Origin of the sequence: Jiulongibacter sediminis (assembly GCF_001306455.1) — a bacterium.
GTDB classification, from domain to species: Bacteria; Bacteroidota; Bacteroidia; order Cytophagales; family Spirosomataceae; genus Jiulongibacter; species Jiulongibacter sediminis.
Genome location: NZ_LGTQ01000005.1, coordinates 622504 through 643912, shown reverse-complemented (window position 1 = coordinate 643912; position 21409 = coordinate 622504). Strand labels below are relative to the sequence as shown.

Here is a 21409-nt window from a genome sequence, read left to right as displayed (position 1 = left end):
TTCTTAGTCTCAATATCTATCTACGGATACCGAAGATAAACCGCTGGAAACGTCGATATAGATCTTTTTCTCAGCAGTCTCAAAATTTTCAGTTCTGTAGTTTGAGTTGTTCTCCTTTCTGAAACCATCGAAATCCTTTGAGTTCAATGCTCCATCCATATGAATTTCACAACCTACTTCTTCAGGAACAGCCAGTGAAACCTTTGCCACGCCACTTTCCACTTTCACTCTTGCCTCTTTGACAAGATCGCCCAGCTGAATATCAATTGCCGCGGCTCCTGTTTTAACCTCAAGGTTTTCAACCTTATACTCGCTTAAATCAAACTCCAGATCTCCTGCACCAATTCCAAGCTCAATATCCCAAACCGGCTTCTTATTCAGTTTTAGAAAGACCTCATTATGACCGTTTTCACCAAAATTGAATGACTTGTTCTTACGGTCTTTCATTTCAAATTCAATGTCATGAAGGTCTCCTTTTTGTTCATCGGAGATTTGATATGCTCCTGCCGTCAAAAGAGTCGTGGCTGCAAAAGCCTGATCAGTGCTTTCTTTAAGATGAAACTCGGCAGCTCCACCACCTACTTTCAGTCGTACTCTATTGACTTCGGAACTTAATGGAATGTTGAAATCCTGTTCTACGCGGTCACCATTATCACTATAAGAGCCCTCTGACCAGTCTTTACGATCATTGTTCCAATCTTCATCATCAAAATCAAAATTGAGCTCCTCATGCAGTTCATTTTTGATTTCATCAACGCCATCAGAAGCAGCACTGTAAATGGCCAAAGGTATTGCGAAAGCTACCAAAAGTGCCGTAGTCGCATTATAAAACGACCTTCTTTCGTGAAGCAATACTGCGATACCCGCCAGAATCAGAAGCACAGGCCAAAAGGCTGCTATCTGCCTGAAAGTGAAGTCAAAGGTGAAAATATCGTAATTAAAGCCTAGGAAAATTACGCCGACAGCAACCAATAGTGCCCCCAGGAAAATGTTACTTCGTTTCCTCATGATTGACAATATTTAATGGTTCGGTTTAAAATGTTTCGCTGCTGCCAGTACCGGCTCCCGGGTCACTATACCCGTTGTTTGAATCAAATCCGTTATTATCGTCTTTGTCCCTAACAATAATCCATACGCCCAGGCCAATCAGGAATAGTGGCCACATTTTTCCAATGTAATGGAATAAGTTAATGTCAAAGAAGGTACGAAAGGCGAAAATGGCACCAAGTACAATCAGGATAACTCCCCCGACAAGATTTCCGTTTTTTGAGTGATTGCTCATAGTTGAAAAATTTGTTGTTTTAGATGATGTTGACTCATAATTACCTGAAGCATATGCAAAACTGCTTTCTTCCTCCGGTAATACAACCCATAAAATTAAGTAAGTAATAAATGACGGATAAGGCGTTAGAAACAATACTGCGAAAATGATCCTGAAAATTACAGGGTCTATTCCGAAGTACTCTCCCAGACCTTCACACACACCTCCCAATACTGATTGGTGGTTTTTGATCCGTCTTAGTCGCTTTTTCATTTGTAATTTGCTTTTATTTCAAAACAAATGTAAAAGATCAATCAGTACTTGGTATTACAAACTACACGAATGGTAAGAAGTAATGATGAGATGCGAAATAGGTATTTGAGATCAGAAGTCTTCTTCCAGAGCCTCTAAAGCATCCATCAATTCATCATATTGACTAAAACCTGGTCTGCTTTCTTTTTGTCCTCTGAGGCCGATTCCGGTAATTTTATCATTTTCGCTGAGTTCCTCAAGAGTTGAATGTTGAGACATTAGATCCACAAAAATCGGGATTAAGACTTTCTCAGTAATGGTTCCCAAGTCATCGCCTGTGTAAATAAGGGCATCAAAATCTCCTGAAATTGAACTTTGAGATGTTTCTAAAAAGATAACCGGTGCTTTTTCCTGAGCTTTACTTAAAAGAGACTGGTCCGTTATGATAAGGAAATCAGGCTTGAGGGTTTCCCAATCTATGCCTTCTGTCCATTCAGTTAATCTGCCACCGATTTGAGGGCCGCTTAACCAATCTTTAATTTCCTTTATTTTATCAACCGGAATTGAATCTTCATGGTTTGCATTGAGCTCAAAACTCAGAAAATCGACCATCATACCTGCACAATAGCGGGCATCCGATAGATTTGAGATTCCATTGACCAGTACTTTTTTCTTTAGCATCCGTCTCTTTTTTCGGCAAAAATAAGGTGCTTAAGCTCCAATTGGCAAATGAAGCCAACTATTGTTCCTAACTTTGTGTTTCATTTGGGTCAATTAGAAAGATAAATTGATCTGTAACCATTAACGATGGGCTTTTAACCCATTTAGTTTTATGAGTAAACACGGAAGAATTCTGGTCGCCATGAGTGGCGGCATCGACAGCTCGCTCGCAGCTGTTTTATTACACGAACAAGGATATGAGGTAATAGGCATGACCATGAAAACATGGGACTATGCGGCTTCCAGCGGAAGCAAGAAAGAGACAGGCTGCTGTAGTCTTGACTCTATTAATGATGCCAGAAACATTGCTGTAAAACTTGGTTTTCCTCATTATATTCTGGATATCCGAAATGAGTTCGGAGATTATGTGATTGACCACTTTACAGGAGAATATCTTGAAGGTCGTACACCGAACCCTTGTGTTTTATGTAATACACATGTAAAATGGGATGCACTACTCAGAAGGGCGAATAATTTGGGATGCGAATTCCTGGCCACAGGTCATTACGCGAATATCAGAGAAGAGAACAGCCGTTTCGTTATCTCAAAAGGCAAGGACGTTTTGAAAGATCAAAGCTATGTTCTCTGGGGAATTTCTCAGGAGAGCTTATCAAGAACGATTCTGCCTCTGGGGAATTTGACGAAGGCAGAAATCAGAGATATGGCTAAAGAAAGGGGCTTTTTTGATTTGGTGAACAAATCAGAGAGCTATGAAATATGCTTTGTACCCGATAACGATTACCGTGGTTTTCTTAAAAGACGAGTAGATGGACTTGAGGAGAGAGTGGCAGGAGGAAACTTCGTAATGGAAGACGGAAAAGTTGTCGGTAAACACGAAGGGTATCCATTTTACACCGTTGGACAACGTAAAGGACTCGGTATTGCCCTTGGGCATCCGGTTTATGTAACAGAAATCAGGAAGGATACCAACGAGGTGGTACTCGGCACTGAAAAGCACCTAATGCGTAATGCTATGCATGTAGGAAAGCTCAACCTTCAAAAGTACGCTGACCTTAAAGGGCAAAGTCTCGAGACCATCACTAAGATCAGGTATAAAGATGCCGGAACTGAGGCAATGATTACTCAAATTGAGGACGATAAAATTGAGGCCATTTTCAAAGAACCAGTAAGTGCAATTGCCCCAGGGCAGGCTGCTGTGTTCTATGAAGGGCTGGATGTAATTGGTGGGGGCTGGATACTGAAGAGCTTTAGAGTGTAAAAAACGTTTTGGATTGAATTTTGCTAGCTAAATCATAACAACCAGTTTCTGATATGAAATTAAGGAGCCTAGTATTCTTTCTTTTTCTTTTGAACGCCTGTGTCAGCGATAAGGTGATGCCAGGCTCTCTGGACAGTATTAGCGGCACTTATGTGTCGGATGAAATCTGGATGGAAAATGAGGGAGAAAAATATCGGTTGAAACTGGTTTTAATGTTTAACTCCACGGGTGAAAAAGGAAGTTTCAATGCTCGTTTAGAAAATCATACCCCCGACAATCAAGCTGTCGAAGACATTACCGGCGAAATTGAGAATGTATCCGGAGATCCCCAGTCGAAACTACTTATAGAAAATATGCCCCTTATTAGCTTAAACACACACAAAGTATTTCTTCTTAATGCTTTCGGGGAACTGAGTCCAGAAAGTGGCTCCATGAGAACACTGATAGAAATTAGCCTATCTGATTACCTCCTTAAACAAACAGTAGATTTTATCCCTGTTGAGGAATAGTTTTCCTAACTCTGGCACCTTTTGAGTTCAATTTACGTACTTTTATCAGATATTTCTGTTCGGCTATTCAGGTTGAACAGCTCCCCTGTTTTAGGAAAAAATTAAGAATGCAAAAGGCTTTACTATTATTCATATTACTTGGCTGTTCATCTCTGGCTACAGCTCAAAACAGATATTTTGTTCTTTTCAAAGATAAGGCTGGCAGTAACTTCAGTTTAGAAAAACCCTCAGAATATCTTTCCAGCCGGGCCATAGAAAGAAGGAATAAGCAAAATATTAGTATTTCTACAAATGACCTTCCGGTCAATCAGAGCTATTTGGAAATATTAAAGGAAGGCGGAGCAGAGGTACTATTCACCAGTAAATGGCTCAATGGAGCTGTCATTGAAATCGATAAAAATGATTTAAATACGGTATTAGGTTATGACTTTGTAAAAGGTTTAGAAGGTGAATATTCAAATGGGCTCGAGGGGCCGAATGCCAGAAGAAAACCAAATACCAAAGATTACTCATATCCAGTTTTTTTTGATGCCGGTGCATCCACAGATCAGCTTCAAATGTTGGGTGCTGATGTAATGCAAAACCAAGGCTTTACAGGTAAAGGTGTATTAATCGGAGTTTTTGACTCCGGTTTCCCTAATGCTCCAAATCTTGATGTTTTTCAAAATCTCTTCAATGAGGACAGAGTAGTAGAAACCTACGATTTTGTCAATCAGGAAGAAAACGTTTTCAATGATCATTATCATGGTACGCATGTCCTGAGCTGTATTGCCGCTGACCTTGAAGGTCAAATGAAAGGTACCGCTCCCGGAGCCAGTTTCCTGCTTTATACGACGGAAAATGTGTTTTCAGAAACAAGAATGGAGGAAGTCAACTGGCTAATAGCTGCTGAGCGGGCCGATTCTATAGGTGTTGATATAATTTCAACTTCGCTGGGCTACAGTAATTTCGATGGAAAGGAGCAGGATTATACCTATTCAACCCTTGATGGAAATACGGCTCTCATTACAAGAGCAGCTGATCTTGCAGCCTCCAAGGGGATCTTAGTTATAGCTTCTGCCGGTAATGAGGGGAATGATCCATGGAAGTTTATTACTCCACCATCTGACGCTGATTCAATTATTTCAGTGGCAGCAGTAAATTCAGACGGCCAGTATGCCGCCTTTAGCTCTTTAGGCCCCTCTGTGGATGGGCGAATAAAACCTGAAGTGGCAGCCAAGGGAGTGGCTACCACTATTGCATCTCCTAATAATTTGATTGGAGCAGGTAATGGGACATCTTATGCGGCACCATTAATTACTGGTCTTGCAGCAGGACTAAGACAAGCTTTCCCGGATTTAACGGCTATGGAGCTTCGTGATATTATTCTAAAATCCGGCTCGCAAGCCGGTCAGCCTGATGATAAATTGGGTTATGGAATCCCTAATTTCCTGAGAGCCTATGAAATGGCAAATATTCAAAGTCTGATTAGTAGCACAGATGAGAATATTCTTGTTTTTCCTAATCCGGCTGAAAATACCGATTTTATCAAGGTTCTGATTGCTAATGAGGAGCTAGGAAACAGCTTTGAACTTAGCCTAAGTAATTTGAGTGGTCAGGAATTATATAGGGAAACCTTCAAAAGAAACTATTTTGAGTTGCCATTGCTACAAGAAGTTCGTCCGACAGGTACTTATTTACTAAAAATCTGGAATGAGAACTTCTCCGAAACAAAGAGAATCTTCATCGAGTAGTTTTCTCAACCATGCGAAGAACACTTCGCTCCGAGGCAAGTTGACCTACTTTAGAAATTTCAATCCACTGAATGCCGTTAGTCTCATGATTCTGAACGATAGGTTGCCTCTCATCAACTTCAAATAAATACCTTACGTCAAAATGTTCATGCTCGGGAACACCTTTTCTCTCCGGAATGATATGGATATCTACATCAAAAATAGATTTTATATGATCTATCGGTGAAAGTCCGGTTTCTTCAAGAAGTTCGGTCAAAGCGACTTCATAAACATTTGCATTTCCGTCGCAATGACCTCCCGGTTGCAGCCATTTTTGAAGTTTTGCGTGATGAATCAATAAGACTTTGGTTCGCTTTTGATTGACAACCCATGCAGAACCGGTAACATGCCCGATAAGGAGTGACCTTTCGAAACAGTTTTCATATTGTTTGACGAATTTTTCCATTCTCGCTCTCATATCCTCTTCCTGAAGGTCAAACGACTGATAATTTTCTAATTGCTCAATAAGATGGCTTCGGTTCATTAAAATATGCTAGTTTTGGCCTCGAAATAAACGAATACCATGTACAAAATACTAACAGCTTTCGCTTTTCTCTCCTGTATATCTTTTATTTCCCTAGCTCAGGTGACTCCGCAGCCAAGTCCGGGAGCTGGTTTTTCACAAACAATAGGAATAAGTGAAGTTAATGTTGAGTATTCAAGACCGGGAGTAAAAGGAAGGTCTATTTTTGGAGGACTTTTACCCTATGGCAAAATCTGGAGAACAGGAGCCAATGCCTCAACAAAAATCAGTTTTTCTTCAGATGTTAGAATTAATGAAATGCCACTTTCGGCTGGTACTTATTCCATAATGACCATTCCTGGTGAAGAGAGCTGGGTTTTAATCTTTTCAAATGATCTGGAAGTTACCGAGGCCTCTTACAGCAACCAGTATGATGTTTTGAGATTGGTTGTTAAGCCCTTCAAAACAGATTTTAAAGAGACATTTACTATTGGTTTTACAGAAGTTTATGAGGACAACGCTACCCTAAGTTTAAGTTGGGAGTACACGGGTATCAAGGTAATTGTAAGTGTGGATAACGAAAAAACTATTGTATCAGCGATTGAAGCCAGAAATACGGAAACTGCAGGTGCTTTTTTACAGGCAGCGGAGTATTTGGTTAACAGGGATTTAGATCAGATGAAGGCTTTAGAGTATATTGACAAGTCAATTTCGCTAAAAGAGACTTTCAGAAATACTTGGATAAAATCAGTCTTGTTGAGAAAAATGGGAAAGAATATTGACGCTCTTAAATTAGCCTATAAAGCTAAGCAACTTGGCGAGACTGACCCTGTATATCAGTTTTTCGGCGAAGCCATAGATCAGGCAATTGAAGAGTTGAAGGAGAATTAATCTGAAATGGCAATACCATTGGGGGCCTTCCCCACCTGAATTTCACTCAGAATATTTTTTGAGGTAACATCAATTTCAACGGCGGTGTTGCCTTTTTGGTTAATCAGTATGGCTTTCTGGTTTTCATCAAAGAATTTAATCATATGAGGGTCTTTTCCAGAAAATGAAATTGAATTGGTCTCACTCCACACGACATCCTTTTTAAAAATTTTAATAGCTTCATTCTCAGTATCACAGACCCATAACTCCTGAGAGACAGGATTGTAGGTTAAGTACCCCGGAGTGAAATCAAAGTCAATAAAATCAGTAACAGAAAACTGATCTAAATCTACGAAATTGACAGATTTTCTAAAGGAATTTGAAACCAGCACGATGTTATCAAACCCTGGCCAAACGTTCGAAGGGGCAAGATCTACTTTAATCTGACGCTCAAGTTCATTTGTAGCCAGATTCAGAATTTGAAGAAATGAGCTTTCTCCACTAGTTACCGCAGCATACTTTCCATCAGGAGAAACGATAATTTCTGAAGGGTCAGCCGAAAGAATAATTTCAGCCTTCAATTGCCCATTATTTATATTGAAAATGTAGGCTCTCCCAGTATGACTAAAACTAGTCGTAAGCAGGTTTTGATCATCTTTTGAGAAAGTAGCATTATGATTTGCAAAATTGACAGGAATATTCTTTTCCAAGTCCCCCGTGGCTGCATTGATCAGAAGAATACCGCCAGGTACGTCTACTCCATGAAGACCCATATGACCTTTTGAGAAGTCATAAGCAGGATTAGCGACAGCGAGTTTTTTCCTATCATTTGAAATATAAATATGATGGGGAAACCGATCAGAAGAGGTGCTTATATCATAAGCAGCTACCACAGAAAAGCTTTCCAGATCAATTACCTCTATTGTTTTACCTACACCCGTAACGACGTATGCTACATTCTCTCTTGGTTTCAGATCAGGTATATCAGGAGCTGGCCTGCAAGAGAGAAAAAAGCTAAAGATTGCAAGTATTGTGAAGCGTATTGGCATAAAAAAAGCGTTGTAGAAATACAACGCTTTCAACTATGAATCTGTTTCTATTTAGCTAAATATTCTACCGAAAAAGCTTACTACAGCCTTCACTGCTATCTGAACCGAGTCAATAATTACCTCACCAATCATTTCAGAAATGCTTTTACCATCTTCATTCTGAAAATCAGAGGTTAGAGCTTCAAATTCCTGCTGAACATAGCTTTTTGTTTCTGATTTCTCTTGTTTATCCAGTTCATAAACCTGCTCGAGAGGCTCATTAACTTTAAGAGGTTGATCGAAAGCCGAGCCTAAAATCAAAGTAGAACCGATAATAAGTCCAAATACAAGCTTTTTCATTATGTAATTATTCGAATATTGAGTCTTAAAAGATCCGTTGAGAATTAATTATCTACAAATGTAGCATTATTTAGGAAGATCGCCAACCATATCTTCAGGTCTTACCCACTCATCAAACTCAGCCTCAGTCAGATAACCCAAACGAACGGCTTCTTCTTTTAAAGAAGTGCCATTCTGGTGAGCCGTTTGAGCTATTTCAGCGGCTTTGTAGTAACCGATTTTTGTATTTAAAGCTGTCACCAGCATTAATGAATTATTCAACTGACGCTTTATATTATCGTAAAGTGGTTCTAAACCAACAGCACAGTTATCATTGAAAGATACACAGGCATCACCAATAAGTCGGGCACTATGAAGGAAGTTGTAGATCATCATTGGCTTGAAAACGTTCAATTCAAAATGACCGGTGGCACCACCAACATTAATTGCGACATCGTTACCTAAAATCTGAGCTGCAGCCATAGTTATAGCTTCACTTTGTGTAGGGTTTACTTTTCCCGGCATGATTGAAGAGCCAGGCTCATTAGCTGGAATTGAAAGCTCACCTATGCCTGATCTTGGCCCTGAAGACAACATTCTAATGTCATTCCCTATTTTCATTAGACTTACGGCAACGGTTTTTAATGCACCGTGAGCTTCCACTATGGCATCATGAGCCGCCAGAGCTTCAAACTTATTTTCTGCGGTTACAAAGGGATAGCCGGTAAGGTCTGCGATATGCTTGGCTACGTTTACGGCATAATCTTTAGGAGTATTAATTCCGGTACCTACGGCTGTGCCACCAAGGGCCAGTTCAGAAAGGTGCCCTAATGTATTTTTAATCGCCTTTATTCCGTGATTTAACTGAGATACATAGCCTGAAAGCTCCTGACCTACAGTTAATGGAGTGGCATCCATAAAGTGAGTTCTTCCGATTTTAACGACATGCATGAACTCTTTTGATTTGGCATCAAGTGTATCTCTCAGTTTCTCAATTCCCGGAATAGTCACTTCCATCAGAATCTTGTAGGCTGCAATATGCATGGCCGTTGGGAAAGTATCGTTAGAAGACTGAGACTTGTTTACATCATCATTTGGGTGAATTGTCTTCTGCTTATCTGTAAGTTTACCTCCGTTTAAAACATGCCCTCTGTAAGCAATAACTTCGTTGCAATTCATATTGCTTTGAGTACCCGATCCGGTTTGCCAAACCACCAAAGGAAACTGATCATCAAGCTTACCCTCCAGAATCTCATCACAGACTTTTCCAATAAGCTCAGCTTTTTCAGCATCCATCACACCTGCATCTCTGTTGGTCAAGGCAGCCGCCTTTTTCAGATAAGCGAATGCTTTAATGATTTCCTTCGGCATCTTATTGATGTCTTTGGCAATATCAAAGTTTTGGATGGAGCGTTCAGTTTGGGCTCCCCAATATACATTTGCTGGTACCTGTACTTCACCTATGGTGTCTTTTTCAATTCTATAGTCCATGATCTTGGTTTGGTTCTTTTTGAGCCGCAAAAATAAGTCAGGAAATAAAGGCTTTCAAGCCATTCATGGTTTAATTCCGCACTGTTGATAAATATCAGTTTTTGAAATTTCCTGCACCTCTCCTATCGCCAATTCATTGAGCTTCAGATTCTGGATACCCAGACGAATAAGTCTTAAGGTTGGGAATCCCACTGCAGCGGTCATTTTCCTCACCTGCCGGTTTTTACCTTCAATAATGGTGAGAGTTAGCCACGAGGTCGGCACACTTTTTCTGAATCGCACAGGTGGGTCTCTTTCCTCGGGAATAATACCTGAAAAGTGACTAGCTTCCGCAGGCCGGGTATGGTAAACTTTACCTTTATGTTTGACGGAAACTCCTTCTTCCAATCGGCGTAGAGCCTCATCATTAATCTCACCCTCTACCTGTACCAAATACGTTTTTTGTTTCTCAGACTTCGGATCCAAAAGATTGTTTTTGAGGTAATTGTCATTGGTCAAAATTAAAAGTCCCTCGCTGTCCTGATCGAGCCTCCCGACAGGATAAACATCCTTTGGGAATGTAAAATCAAGGTCAGCAAGAGATTGATGACCACCTTCGGGTGTGAATTGCGATAATATCCCAAAAGGCTTATGAAGTACGAAATATCTCAATTCAGATGACATTTAAATACTTAGTTAGGAGTTCTTGACTCTAACTGATCTTCACCTTTTATCATTTTACTGTTGTGCTTTTCCACAAGTTTCTCTATTTCTGCCAGAACCTCCGGGTGTTCCGTGGAAATGTCATATTTCTCAGAAGGGTCAACATTCAGATTGTACAACAGAGGTGTTTCATGATATTCTTTTGCTGGCTGACCATATGCTCCCTGTGTAATAAAATGGGCCTTATATTCTCCTAGTCTGACGGCATAAAGCTCCCGGTTTCTGTAATAAAACATGTCATTTCGATCACTGGCTTTATTTTCGAATAGCACCGAACTTAAATCAACTGAATCCATCTCACGATCATTTGGAATTTCTAAACCTGAAAGCGAGCTAAAAGTGGCGAAAAGGTCCATTGTAGTTCCCAAATCGGCAATTACACCTGGCTTTATATTACCGGGTGACCAGAAAATACAAGGCTCTCTCATTCCTCCTTCCCAGGTACTTCCTTTACCATCTTTTAGAAGTCCGGCACTGCCACCTTCAGAATTCATAATCAACCAAGGTCCATTATCAGAAGTAAAAACGACAATGGTATTTTCAGCCAAACCTTCATCTTTTAGGGTGTTCAAAACCTGACCAACACTGAAGTCAATTTCCTCCACCACATCACCATAAATACCTCTTAAACTTTTTCCTCTGAAGTCATCAGATGCAAACAAAGGTACATGAGGTAGATTGTGAGCCAGATACAGGAAAAATGGTTTCTCTTTATTCCTTTTGATGTATTGAATAGCCTCTTGAGTGTATCTTTTTGTGATGGTATTTTGGTCTGCCGGTCTTTCAATGATTTCGGTATTTCTCATCAGAGGAACATTGAAAGAAGCAGTGTTTTGTCTTTCCGGACCTTTCCAGAAATCAAAATAACTTTGATATGAATTAGCATTTTGCAAAATAACATTGTCCATGTCATTTGAATATGGGATACCAAAATAGTAGTCAAAACCATTATTGGTTGGTAAGTATTGCTCCTTATGTCCCAAATGCCACTTCCCGATACAAGCGGTTGCGTAGCCGCCTTCTTTCAATTGCTCTGCTATGGTAAGCTCGCTTTCAGGTAAACCATGTTCTGAGTCAGGAAAAAGCACGCGGTTATGCTCACCAGCCATACCGCTTCTAATGGGCAATCGCCCTGTCAGTAAAGCCGCACGACTAGGTGTGCAGACCGAAGCCCCAACATAGAAATTAGTCCATTTTTGACCTTCAGCAGCCATTTGATCCAGATAAGGGGTCTTGATGGTTGGATGTCCATAAACTCCGAGATCGCCATAACCCATATCATCGGCGAAAATGACAACGTAGTTATACTTTTTTGAACTTTGTTCTGTAGTTACCGATTCAGAGCATGAAAGCAATGAAAAGCTAACAACAGCAAGGGCAACTATTCTATTACATAAGGTCATCAGGTTATTATTCATTTTAAATCGCTATTGTTCCTTTTTTGTCCTTAAAGAAGAGAATAAATAAGGCCAAAACTAAAATCGCTATGATCGTAGGCACCCACCAAACAGCCTCCCAGTCATAAGAAATTGATCCTCCAGCTGAAGTAGAGTAATGATCAAGAACTAGTCCTGATAGTTTAGAGCCGATGCCCATTCCTACGCCATATGTGGCCAGAGTGATTAACCCTTGTGCCGAACTTTTTATCTTCTCCCCTGCTTTGGTATCTGTGTAGATTTGACCGGTTACAAAGAAAAAATCATAACAAATACCATGTAAAAGAATTGCGATAATGAGCATCCACTCCATCTGAACAGTACCGTAACCGAAAAGCATAAATCGTAGAATCCAGGCTAAAAGTCCGATGATGAGAATCCATTTAACACCAAACTTCCTGAAGGCCAGTGGTAAGAGGAACATAAAAATAACCTCAGAAGCCTGCCCGAGCGACATTTTATTTTCTACGTTTTGCATTCCTAGGTCGGTCAATGCAAGGTTTCCGAAGGCATAATAGAATGATAGCGGTATGCATATCAGTATTGAAGCAATAAAGAAAATCAGAAATGATCTGTCTTTAAAAAGAACAAATGCGTCTTTACCGATTAGTTGACCCAGAGTAACCTTCTCTGAAGAATCTGGCGGCGTATCTGGTAGCGTAAATGCATAGATTCCGAGGGCAATAGAGGTAAACATGGCTAGTGAGAAAATGGTCACTTTGTCTCCAAAACCATAATAACCGACAATATTGGTTACCACAATCCAGGCGATTGTGCCGAATACCCGAATTGGAGGGAATTCTTTTTCCGGGTCATTCATTTGCTTGATAGAAATGGAAGTAGAGAGAGCGAGGTTCGGAGCGAAAGTGATTGTATAAGCCAGAATGTACCAGAAAAAGACACCTGGATCTTTACACTGAATTAAGAAATAGAGAATGACTGCTCCAAGAATATTAATGACTCCCATTACACGTTGAGCCGAAAAGTAACGGTCAGCAATTAGCCCAACAAAAAAAGGTGAAATGATACTGGCAATGCTGAATGTAGAGAAAGCATTACCTGCCTGATCTCCGGTAGCACCTAATTCGGTGATAAGGTATTTGGTGATTTGACCGTACCACGCTCCCCATGTGAAAAACATCAGGAACATCATCAGCATTAATCTGATTTTCAGAGCTGTTTTCATTTATTAAAGGTTGATAAACAATCATATAAGAACCATTTGCGTGGTTTCTGTATGATTCAAGGTTAGTAATTTGCCCAAATTACTCAATCTAAATCATTTCAATGGTTTACTTTTGCCACAAATTCAAAGCATGCGGTATTTTGTAGAGTTAAGCTACTTGGGCACAGTCTATCATGGCTGGCAGTTACAACCTAATGCAGTGAGCATTCAGGAGAAGCTTGAGGACGCCTTTTCCAAAATCCTGAGGAAACAAATCCGAATTCATGGGAGTAGTCGGACAGATACCGGAGTACATGCTCGACAGCAGTATGCCTATTTTGATGTAGAAGACATTGAAATGAGTTTCAAGGATTTGGTTTGGAAGCTCAATAGTTTTTTGCCGGAGGATATCTCAATCAATGAAATTATCCCTTTAACTGATGAGGCACATGCTCGTTTTGATGCGTTGAACCGCAAATATGTTTATCGTATTCATCTCAAAAAGGACCCATTTTTGATTTCAAATTCATTGTTCTTTCGCAAACCATTAGACGTAGAAAAAATGAATGAGGCGGCCCAGATTCTATTTGAATATGAGGATTTTGAGTGTTTCAGTAAGGTGAAGACTGATGTAAATACGTTCAACTGTACTATTGAAGAAGCTCATTGGGTGCAAAATGATCATCAATTAGAATTTCATATAAAGGCCAACCGTTTTCTTCGGGGAATGGTCAGGGCTATTGTAGGAACTTTATTGGATATCGGAGAAGGTAAAATGGATATCAATGACCTTAGGTCAATTATAGAGTCAAAAAAAAGAACACGGGCAGGAAGATCTATAGAGGCGATCGGCCTAACCTTAGAAGAAGTGAATTACCCTGATAATTATTTCAATGGTAAGAAAAGCTGAAATAGGAGATATCGAAACGGTGAGAAGCCTTTTCAGAGCTTATGAAAAAGGACTTGGGTTAGACCTTTGTTTTCAGGGTTTTGAAGAAGAACTTGCTGCTTTACCAGGTAAATATGCTGAACCCGAAGGCTGTATTTTGCTATATATATCTGAAGGTGAAGTTGGAGGTGTCGTGGCTCTCAAGGCTCTGGAGACAGAAATATGTGAAATGAAACGTCTTTATGTCAAAGATGAATTCAGAGGTCAGAAAATTGGTAAGACTTTGGCTCATGCAGTAATCGAGGAAGCTAAGAGAAAAGGTTATCTTTTGATGAAACTGGACACTTTAGCCCGGCTTGTACCAGCCGTAGATTTATACAGAAATCTGGGTTTCAAAGAAACTGAGGCTTATAATTACAACCCGGATGAAACTGTTCTCTATTTTGAAAAGAAACTGAATTAATGGCTGAAATAGGAAAAGATATTATCAGGGCTAAGGACCTTTTAGAAGCTGGTGAAGTCATAGGACTTCCCACTGAAACGGTTTACGGATTAGCAGCAAATGCTCTAAACCCAGTTGCAGTTGCTAAAATTTTTGAGGTAAAGAACAGACCAACTTTTGATCCTCTGATTATTCATACCGATAGTATAGAAAAGGTAAAAGACTGGGTGGAGAGTATTCCATTGGATTTAGAGTTAATGTTTAGGAAGTTTAGTCCCGGGCCATTAACTCTTCTGCTTCCAAGGAAGCCAATTATCCCGGATTTAGTTACTTCGGGATTACCCAGAGTCGCCGTAAGAATTCCAAGCCATCCAATAGCTTTAGATCTTCTTTCTCAGCTCGATTTTCCTTTAGCGGCTCCCTCAGCAAACCCTTTTGGGTATATCAGTCCTACTTCTGCTCTTCATGTTAATCAGCAACTGGGTGATCAAATTTCTTACATTTTGGATGGTGGTAGTTGTGAGGTTGGATTAGAGTCTACTATCGTCGGTTTTGAGGATAATCAGCTAACCGTTTATCGAAAAGGTGGTTTAGCAATCGAGAAAATAGAAGAATATTTCGGCCCGGTTGAGGTCAAAGAGCACTCCAGCAGTAATCCCTCAGCTCCGGGTATGCTTAAATCGCATTATGCACCAAATAAAGAAGTAAAATTTTTGGACGACTTGGGAAATAAGCTTCGCAAAAAAATAGGATTACTAAGGTTTAGTGAGGTTAATATTGAACTATCTGAAGAAAATCAATTTATCCTCTCAAATACTAAAAACCTGAATGAAGCTGCCCAAAGGCTTTTTGAAGGACTGCGATATCTGGACGGTCTTGACATTGAGACCATTTATTTGGAGCTTGTCCCTGATATTGGAATAGGAAGAGCGATTAATGATCGGTTAAGAAGAGCGGCGGCTCAAGGCTAATTTTCTAAAAGCACCATTTCTACTCTCCGATTTTTAGAGCGATCCTCTTCAGAATCATTCGAGGCTACCGGTTTATCTTGCCCAAAACCGTCGGAATGTATCCTATTGGGATCTGCTCCTTGATAAAAAAGATAATTCGATACCGCCTTCGCTCTAAATTTTGACAAACCAAGATTAAGCCTTGCATCACCCACGTTATCCGTGTAACCAACGATCTTAATCACAAGGCTTTTATTCTCAGCCAAAGTTTTGGCCAGCTCATTTAATTGAGGGATTTCATCTTTACGAATTGCGGCACTACTTTGATCAAAATATACCTCATCCAGTAGATACCTTTTGCCTATGGACTCTTTGGCGGTAAACTCTTTTGCCATAGCCTGAGCGGTTTCAGGCATCTCTTCCGCAGGTGTTTCGTAAGAAACTTTTGGTTCTGGCTTTGGAGGAGTTGGCTCAGGTTTCGGTGTTTTTATGGCAACAGGTTCAGGTTCCGGAAGCTTTTCGAGGTTAATACTTTTGACAAAGTTGCTGCTAACGAGCTCCTTGATGTTAAATCGTTCATTATACTCAGCATAGCCATTTTTGACAAGCTCCAGCATATAATCAGTGTCGGCATCAAGATTGGCCTCATACATTCCGGTTGCCGCTGTAAAGGTTTCAGGTATTCTCACCCTACCCTCCGTCAGAATTCGGAATGTTAAGTCTGATAACTCTTGCGGTGTACTAAAATTTTCTATGTCAAACTTAACTTTGTAAGTGTCTCTCTTCAATCGAATTTTATACCTGCCATCGACGACCCCAGCTTTTGAAATTTCTCCGTTAAAAGGTCTGTAATTATCTAATCTTGCCTCCAGACGGTATTTGCCGGCATCGTTCAAGTCTCCTGTAGCCTCTCCTGCCTTTAGATTCTTACTTAGGTCAACAAGTTTGTCATCTCTGAAGTATCGGTAAACGGCCTCAATTGGTTTATCAGTCACATAATCCACCGCAAAGAAGGTTACACGCTCGTTATCGGCCCTTTCAAGAATTATTTCAACATTATTTCCCGGCTTTGTATTTATACCAGCTATGTCATCTTTGTAACCATTGGCTACGATGGAGTAAGAAACCGCCATTGACTTCTCATATTTCACTTTAAAGGCCTGGTTTCTGACATCATGAAAAACGAACAAGTCGTTACCATTTTTGTCAACCACTTTTAGAGCCGCGGAATTAACTACTTCTCCATCATATTTGTCAAGGAGTTTAATGGTATGAGTAAAAGGAATTGCCCAAAAAAGCTCTATGGTGAATTTCTTTTCATCCTCCTTCAGCATTTTGGTAAAATCCTGATAAGTTTCAAGATTAGCTTCAATAAAGTATTCTTTAGTAGGGTCAGTTATGAAAACCCATTCACCATCCTCATTCTGTTTTATACCTCTTAATTGTTCTCCTTTGGGTCCAAAAACTCTGAATTCTACATCTCTAAGTTCCTGTTTACTGTAATGGTCTATAACCTTGACATAATACTGTTTATCTGCTTCAGTTAATTCAATTTTAAAGTCCATTTTACCTCCAGCAAGGCTATTAACCATTACAGTTCCGCTATTTTCAAGGTAACCCGGACTATGAGCGACAATCTTGTAATTTCCGTTTTCCTGTGGAAAGAAAGTATCTTCTTTTACCACTTCTTTTTTGCCGGAGGGCGATGTTATCTCAATTTCGGCATCAATTTTTCGCTGGGTGGCTCTGTCAACTACCTCAAAGTCAACGAATGTATTTTGCTTTAATCTTAGAGTAAGATCTTCAATTTGCCTTCCGGTAATTGATTTTTCGAGTTTTTTATAGTTTTCAGCATCAACGATAATTTTATAATTAGTTCCGCTTTTGAAAGCAAAAAGAACAGTACCATTTCCGCTAAATTCGCTAAAGTTGGAATCTCCTGTTTGAGTATTTAAAATCGTAACTGTAGAAGGAACCGGTCTCCCTGTTTGCTCGTCAATCATCTTCAAAGCCACTTCATTGGCTTCTTTTTCCAAAATAATTTCAGCCGAAACTCTGTTTTCCGGAATGCCAACACTTACCTGAATCTGTTTTTGCAGATCATCAAAACCGTCCGATTTGGTTTGAATAACATACATTCCATCCTGCTCTACAGGTAATTCGTAAGATTCCACATTTCTTGTGGTATTACCACGACCAATCATTTTACCCAAGTAGAAAACGTCAAAAGAGGCTGGCACTTTTCTATTATTCTCTGAAGAAATGGCCGAAATAATCAATCTGGCTGTAGGCCGCTGTTGCATGGAAACCTTGACCTCATAGTTATTTGAAATCAATTCATCCTCTGAATATTCTTTCTCCTCAACGTAGTATCCATCCTTAAAAGCCTTTATGGTCAGAGATTCCATTCGGGGAATCTCCACATATTTAAGATTTCCCTCGTTTTTAATGGTGTAAGATTTCTTTGATTTTGAAGATTCTACCCTGAACTCTACATCTAAACTTTGACCATTATAGTCGTTTGAAGCTTGTAAATAGATTATTTCCTGAGCTATACTGCCAGTGGCAAAACTCATTGTAAACAGAACCAGTAGAAAACTTCTTATGAAAACGGGTTTATTGAAGCTCATTGTTTATTAGAAAGCGTATTTTTGCCTCGATTCTTATCTATTGAAACGCAGCAGATTGCAATTTCATATTTTTAGCTGAAACCAATCAATGATTTCTACCCCAAATTTTCTGCCAAGCATAACTTATTTCTCAGAAATATGTACAAATGAAACGATAGTTTGGAATTCGGAGGACATTTATTTCAAGCAATCCTACCGAAACAGAGCTAATATTTTGGGAGCAAATAAAGTTGAATCTTTGATTGTACCCGTACATGCAAGCTCAGGCAAAACATTACTTAAAGATGTCAAAATTGACAATCACTCTGCTTGGCAAAGAACACAATTGAGAACTTTAGAAGCCGCCTATCGCGGATCGCCATATTTTCAATATTATGACTATCTAATTGAGATTTTATTTCAAAAACAATTCAACTTTCTGGTTGACCTCCAAATAGAAGCCATGCAAATTTGTCAGAAATGCATGCAATGGAATAAGCACTTAATGTGGTCAAAACCTGACGAAATGCAAGATATTCTTGAATTTTCACCAAAGAAAAGGACAAATAGACAGGTAATTGAATATCATCAGACTTTTGGAGAAGAGTTTGTACCACATTTAAGTATATTGGACCTACTATTTAACAAAGGACCAGAAACAAGCGAAATCCTAATAAATCAATTTACATTGAACACTCACTAGGCATATTTCGTTATATTTGAAATTAAAGGAAAAGGCATTTAATGGAACCTAAGTTTTCACAAAGAGTAAAAGAGGTTATATCCCTCGCACGAGAAGAAGCGTTACGATTAGGGCATGATTACATTGGGACTGAGCACCTTATATTAGGTATGATCAGAGAAGGTGATGGCATGGGTTTAGAGCTAATCCGTAAAACGGGCATACGTATTCCTGATCTTAAGCAAAGCATTGAGTCAGCCACAAGAGGTACTGCAACAAATAATATTAAGAATCTGGCGAATATCCCCCTTACACGTCAATCTGAAAAAGTATTAAAAATAACACACCTCGAGGCTAAAATCTTCAAGGCGGAAGTTATTGGAACGGAACATCTGTTACTGGCCATCCTAAGAGATGGTGACAATCTTGGCTGTCAGATTCTGAACAGATTCAAGGTCAATTACGAGCTTATTAAAGAAATGCTGGAATATCAAATGACAGGAGAAAGTCCAAGAATGGATTCCCCAGACACCGATGACGATGATGAAAGATCATTTGCCAGCACAGGCGGTAGTGGACAATCAAGAGAACCTAAAGGAGCCGAGAAGTCTAAAACACCAATTCTTGATAATTTCGGAAGAGATTTGACCAAACTGGCTGATGCCGGAAAACTGGATCAGATTATCGGACGTGAAAAAGAGATTGAGCGTGTGGCTCAGATTCTATCCAGAAGAAAGAAGAATAATCCGATCCTTATTGGTGAGCCAGGCGTAGGTAAAACGGCGATTGCTGAAGGTTTGGCCTTGAGAATTGTTGAAAAGAAAGTATCCAGAGTACTCTATGGCAAAAGAGTTGTAACACTTGATTTGGCTTCGCTGGTGGCTGGCACAAAATACCGTGGCCAGTTTGAAGAAAGAATGAAGGCTGTAATGGGTGAATTGGAAAAATCCCCAAATGTCATCCTATTCATTGATGAGATTCACACCATTGTAGGTGCAGGTGGAGCCAGCGGTTCGCTTGATGCCTCAAATATGTTCAAACCGGCCCTGGCAAGAGGTGAAATTCAATGTATTGGTGCAACCACTTTAGATGAGTATCGTCAGTATATTGAGAAGGATGGAGCTTTAGCCCGTCGTTTTCAGATGGTAATGGTGGAGCCAACGACTGTTGAAGAAACCATTGAAATACTTCATAATATCAAAGACAAATATGAAGATCATCATAACGTAACTTACAGTGATGAATCCATCGTTTCGGCCGTTCAATACTCTGAACGCTATATTTCAGATAGATTCTTACCAGATAAAGCCATTGATATTATTGATGAAGTAGGAGCCCGTGTGCACATCAGCAATATTCATGTACCACAGGAAATCATTGACCTTGAAGAGGCCATTGAGGATATCAAGGTTGAGAAAAATGCGGTAGTTAAGAGTCAGCGTTATGAAGAAGCGGCTCAGCTACGAGACAAGGAAAAGAAACTGATTGATCAGCTTGATCGTGTCAAAGAGGCTTGGGAGGAAGAAAGTAAATCAAAGCGTCATTTGGTGACTGAGGAGAATATTGGTGAGGTGATTGCACAAATCACTGGTATTCCAATTAACAAGGTCAATATGGACGAAGGAGAGCGTATTCTGAAGATGGGAGATGCTCTGAAAGGAAGAATAATTGGTCAGGATGGTGCGGTCAAAAAGCTCGTCAAAGCTATTCAAAGAACTCGCGTTGGCCTGAAAGATCCGAAAAAGCCTATTGGCTCATTCATATTCCTTGGCCCTACGGGTGTTGGTAAAACAGAATTGGCTAAAGCTCTAACTGAATATCTTTTCGACCGTGAAGATTCACTTATCAGAATAGATATGAGTGAATACATGGAGAAGTTTAGCATTTCCAGACTTGTGGGAGCTCCTCCGGGTTACGTAGGATATGAAGAAGGTGGTCAACTTACTGAAAAAGTTAGAAGAAAGCCTTATTCGGTGATTCTGCTTGATGAAATTGAAAAAGCTCATCCTGATGTCTTCAACATTCTTCTTCAGGTATTAGATGATGGTATTTTGACCGACAGCCTTGGTAGAAAAGTAGATTTCAGAAACACCATTATCATCATGACATCAAATATTGGTGTTAGAGATTTGAAAGATTTTGGTGCAGGAATCGGTTTTGCCACAAAGGCAAGAAAAGATAATCAGGAGGAAGCGGTAAAAAGTACTATTCAAAATGCCCTGAGAAAGACTTTCTCTCCTGAGTTTTTGAACCGTCTTGATGATGTTATCATTTTTGATTCACTTGGCAGAGAATCAATTCATCAGATTATCGATTTGATGCTGAAGAAACTTTTTGTGAGAATTAACAGCCTCGGTTATGAAATTGAGGTAACTGACAAAGCCAAGGATTTCATTGCTGAAAAAGGTTATGACCAGCAATATGGAGCCAGACCTTTAAATAGGGCTATTCAAAAATATGTAGAAGACCCACTGGCAGAGGAGATTCTCAAGGGTGATGTCAAAGAAGCCGATATACTTATCGTCGATTATTCAGGTGAAGGTGAAGAACTGACCTTCAGTAAAAAGAAAGAAAAGGCAGTAGAACAATAAATAGGAAAGCACGGCAAAA

The 21409-nt window shown here is 39.8% G+C and carries 20 protein-coding genes; 9 read left to right on the top strand and 11 right to left on the bottom strand.

Annotated elements, in window-relative coordinates:
* Nucleotides 1-9 precede the first annotated feature (9 nt).
* From AFM12_RS02885 to AFM12_RS02875, 3 genes are all read right to left on the bottom strand, one after another.
* The gene (locus AFM12_RS02885) at nt 10-1008 is read right to left on the bottom strand and encodes a toast rack family protein (RefSeq protein ID WP_055143764.1); all 999 of its coding nucleotides are present in this window, start codon (nt 1006-1008) and stop codon (nt 10-12) included.
* A gap of 25 nt (nt 1009-1033) precedes the next feature.
* Nucleotides 1034-1534 carry a PspC domain-containing protein gene (locus AFM12_RS02880; protein ID WP_055143763.1) on the bottom strand — a complete coding sequence of 167 codons (501 nt, stop codon included), beginning with the start codon at nt 1532-1534 and terminating at the stop codon, nt 1034-1036.
* Between the two features lie 111 nt (nt 1535-1645).
* Nucleotides 1646-2194, bottom strand: coding sequence for a hypothetical protein (locus AFM12_RS02875; protein WP_055143762.1), 549 nt, complete (start codon nt 2192-2194; stop codon nt 1646-1648).
* Between the two features lie 151 nt (nt 2195-2345).
* On the opposite strand from AFM12_RS02875, the gene mnmA reads away from it, so the two are divergent.
* From mnmA to AFM12_RS02860, 3 genes are all read left to right on the top strand, one after another.
* On the top strand, nt 2346-3452 hold the full coding sequence (gene mnmA / locus AFM12_RS02870; RefSeq protein WP_055143761.1) for a tRNA 2-thiouridine(34) synthase MnmA: 1107 nt from the start codon (nt 2346-2348) through the stop codon (nt 3450-3452).
* A 53-nt stretch (nt 3453-3505) separates the two neighbouring features.
* Entirely contained in the window at nt 3506-3961 is a 456-nt protein-coding gene (locus AFM12_RS02865; protein WP_055143760.1) for a hypothetical protein, read from the top strand.
* 107 nt (nt 3962-4068) lie between these two features.
* A complete protein-coding gene (locus AFM12_RS02860) occupies nt 4069-5694 on the top strand; it encodes a S8 family serine peptidase (protein ID WP_055143759.1) in 1626 nt (541 codons plus the stop codon).
* Here the strand turns inward: AFM12_RS02860 and AFM12_RS02855 are convergent.
* On the bottom strand, nt 5684-6217 hold the full coding sequence (locus tag AFM12_RS02855; protein WP_055143758.1) for an NUDIX hydrolase: 534 nt from the start codon (nt 6215-6217) through the stop codon (nt 5684-5686). The genes AFM12_RS02860 and AFM12_RS02855 overlap by 11 nt on opposite strands.
* Before the next feature lie 39 nt (nt 6218-6256).
* Here AFM12_RS02855 and AFM12_RS02850 point away from each other — a divergent pair, with 39 nt between their 5' ends.
* Complete coding sequence (locus tag AFM12_RS02850) at nt 6257-7087, top strand: DUF2911 domain-containing protein (RefSeq protein ID WP_055143757.1); 831 nt, start codon at nt 6257-6259, stop codon at nt 7085-7087.
* Here the strand turns inward: AFM12_RS02850 and AFM12_RS02845 are convergent.
* The 6 genes from AFM12_RS02845 to AFM12_RS02820 all read right to left on the bottom strand — a co-directional run bounded on the left by AFM12_RS02845 (nt 7084) and on the right by AFM12_RS02820 (nt 13248).
* Complete coding sequence (locus AFM12_RS02845; protein WP_055143756.1) at nt 7084-8115, bottom strand: YncE family protein; 1032 nt, start codon at nt 8113-8115, stop codon at nt 7084-7086. The genes AFM12_RS02850 and AFM12_RS02845 overlap by 4 nt on opposite strands.
* A 51-nt stretch (nt 8116-8166) precedes the next feature.
* Nucleotides 8167-8454, bottom strand: coding sequence for a hypothetical protein (locus AFM12_RS02840; protein WP_055143755.1), 288 nt, complete (start codon nt 8452-8454; stop codon nt 8167-8169).
* Between the two features lie 66 nt (nt 8455-8520).
* Nucleotides 8521-9924 (bottom strand): class II fumarate hydratase, encoded by a 1404-nt coding sequence (gene fumC, locus AFM12_RS02835; protein WP_055143754.1) that lies wholly within the window; start codon nt 9922-9924, stop codon nt 8521-8523.
* 63 nt (nt 9925-9987) lie between these two features.
* Nucleotides 9988-10587 (bottom strand): pseudouridine synthase, encoded by a 600-nt coding sequence (locus AFM12_RS02830; RefSeq protein ID WP_055143753.1) that lies wholly within the window; start codon nt 10585-10587, stop codon nt 9988-9990.
* Nucleotides 10588-10595: 8 nt separating this feature from the next.
* On the bottom strand, nt 10596-12044 hold the full coding sequence (locus AFM12_RS02825) for a sulfatase family protein (protein WP_229308450.1): 1449 nt from the start codon (nt 12042-12044) through the stop codon (nt 10596-10598).
* A 1-nt stretch (nt 12045) separates the two neighbouring features.
* A complete protein-coding gene (locus tag AFM12_RS02820; protein ID WP_055143752.1) occupies nt 12046-13248 on the bottom strand; it encodes an MFS transporter in 1203 nt (400 codons plus the stop codon).
* A 130-nt stretch (nt 13249-13378) separates the two neighbouring features.
* Between AFM12_RS02820 and truA the strand changes: the two genes are divergently transcribed.
* From truA to AFM12_RS02805, 3 genes are read left to right on the top strand one after another with little or no spacing between them, the layout of a single operon-like run.
* Entirely contained in the window at nt 13379-14137 is a 759-nt protein-coding gene (truA, locus tag AFM12_RS02815) for a tRNA pseudouridine(38-40) synthase TruA (RefSeq protein WP_055145090.1), read from the top strand.
* Nucleotides 14121-14579, top strand: coding sequence for a GNAT family N-acetyltransferase (locus tag AFM12_RS02810; protein ID WP_055143751.1), 459 nt, complete (start codon nt 14121-14123; stop codon nt 14577-14579). Before truA ends, AFM12_RS02810 begins: the two co-directional genes overlap by 17 nt.
* Nucleotides 14579-15529 carry an L-threonylcarbamoyladenylate synthase gene (locus tag AFM12_RS02805; protein WP_055143750.1) on the top strand — a complete coding sequence of 317 codons (951 nt, stop codon included), beginning with the start codon at nt 14579-14581 and terminating at the stop codon, nt 15527-15529. The genes AFM12_RS02810 and AFM12_RS02805 overlap by 1 nt, the downstream gene beginning before the upstream one ends.
* On the opposite strand, the gene AFM12_RS02800 is transcribed toward AFM12_RS02805, so the two are convergent.
* Nucleotides 15526-18138 (bottom strand): OmpA family protein, encoded by a 2613-nt coding sequence (locus tag AFM12_RS02800; RefSeq protein WP_055143749.1) that lies wholly within the window; start codon nt 18136-18138, stop codon nt 15526-15528. The two genes, AFM12_RS02805 and AFM12_RS02800, sit on opposite strands and share 4 nt — an antisense overlap.
* An 88-nt stretch (nt 18139-18226) precedes the next feature.
* On the opposite strand from AFM12_RS02800, the gene AFM12_RS02795 reads away from it, so the two are divergent.
* Nucleotides 18227-18820 carry a WbqC family protein gene (locus tag AFM12_RS02795; RefSeq protein WP_055143748.1) on the top strand — a complete coding sequence of 198 codons (594 nt, stop codon included), beginning with the start codon at nt 18227-18229 and terminating at the stop codon, nt 18818-18820.
* Nucleotides 18821-18861: 41 nt separating this feature from the next.
* Nucleotides 18862-21390 (top strand): ATP-dependent Clp protease ATP-binding subunit, encoded by a 2529-nt coding sequence (locus AFM12_RS02790; RefSeq protein ID WP_055143747.1) that lies wholly within the window; start codon nt 18862-18864, stop codon nt 21388-21390.
* Nucleotides 21391-21409 lie beyond the last annotated feature (19 nt).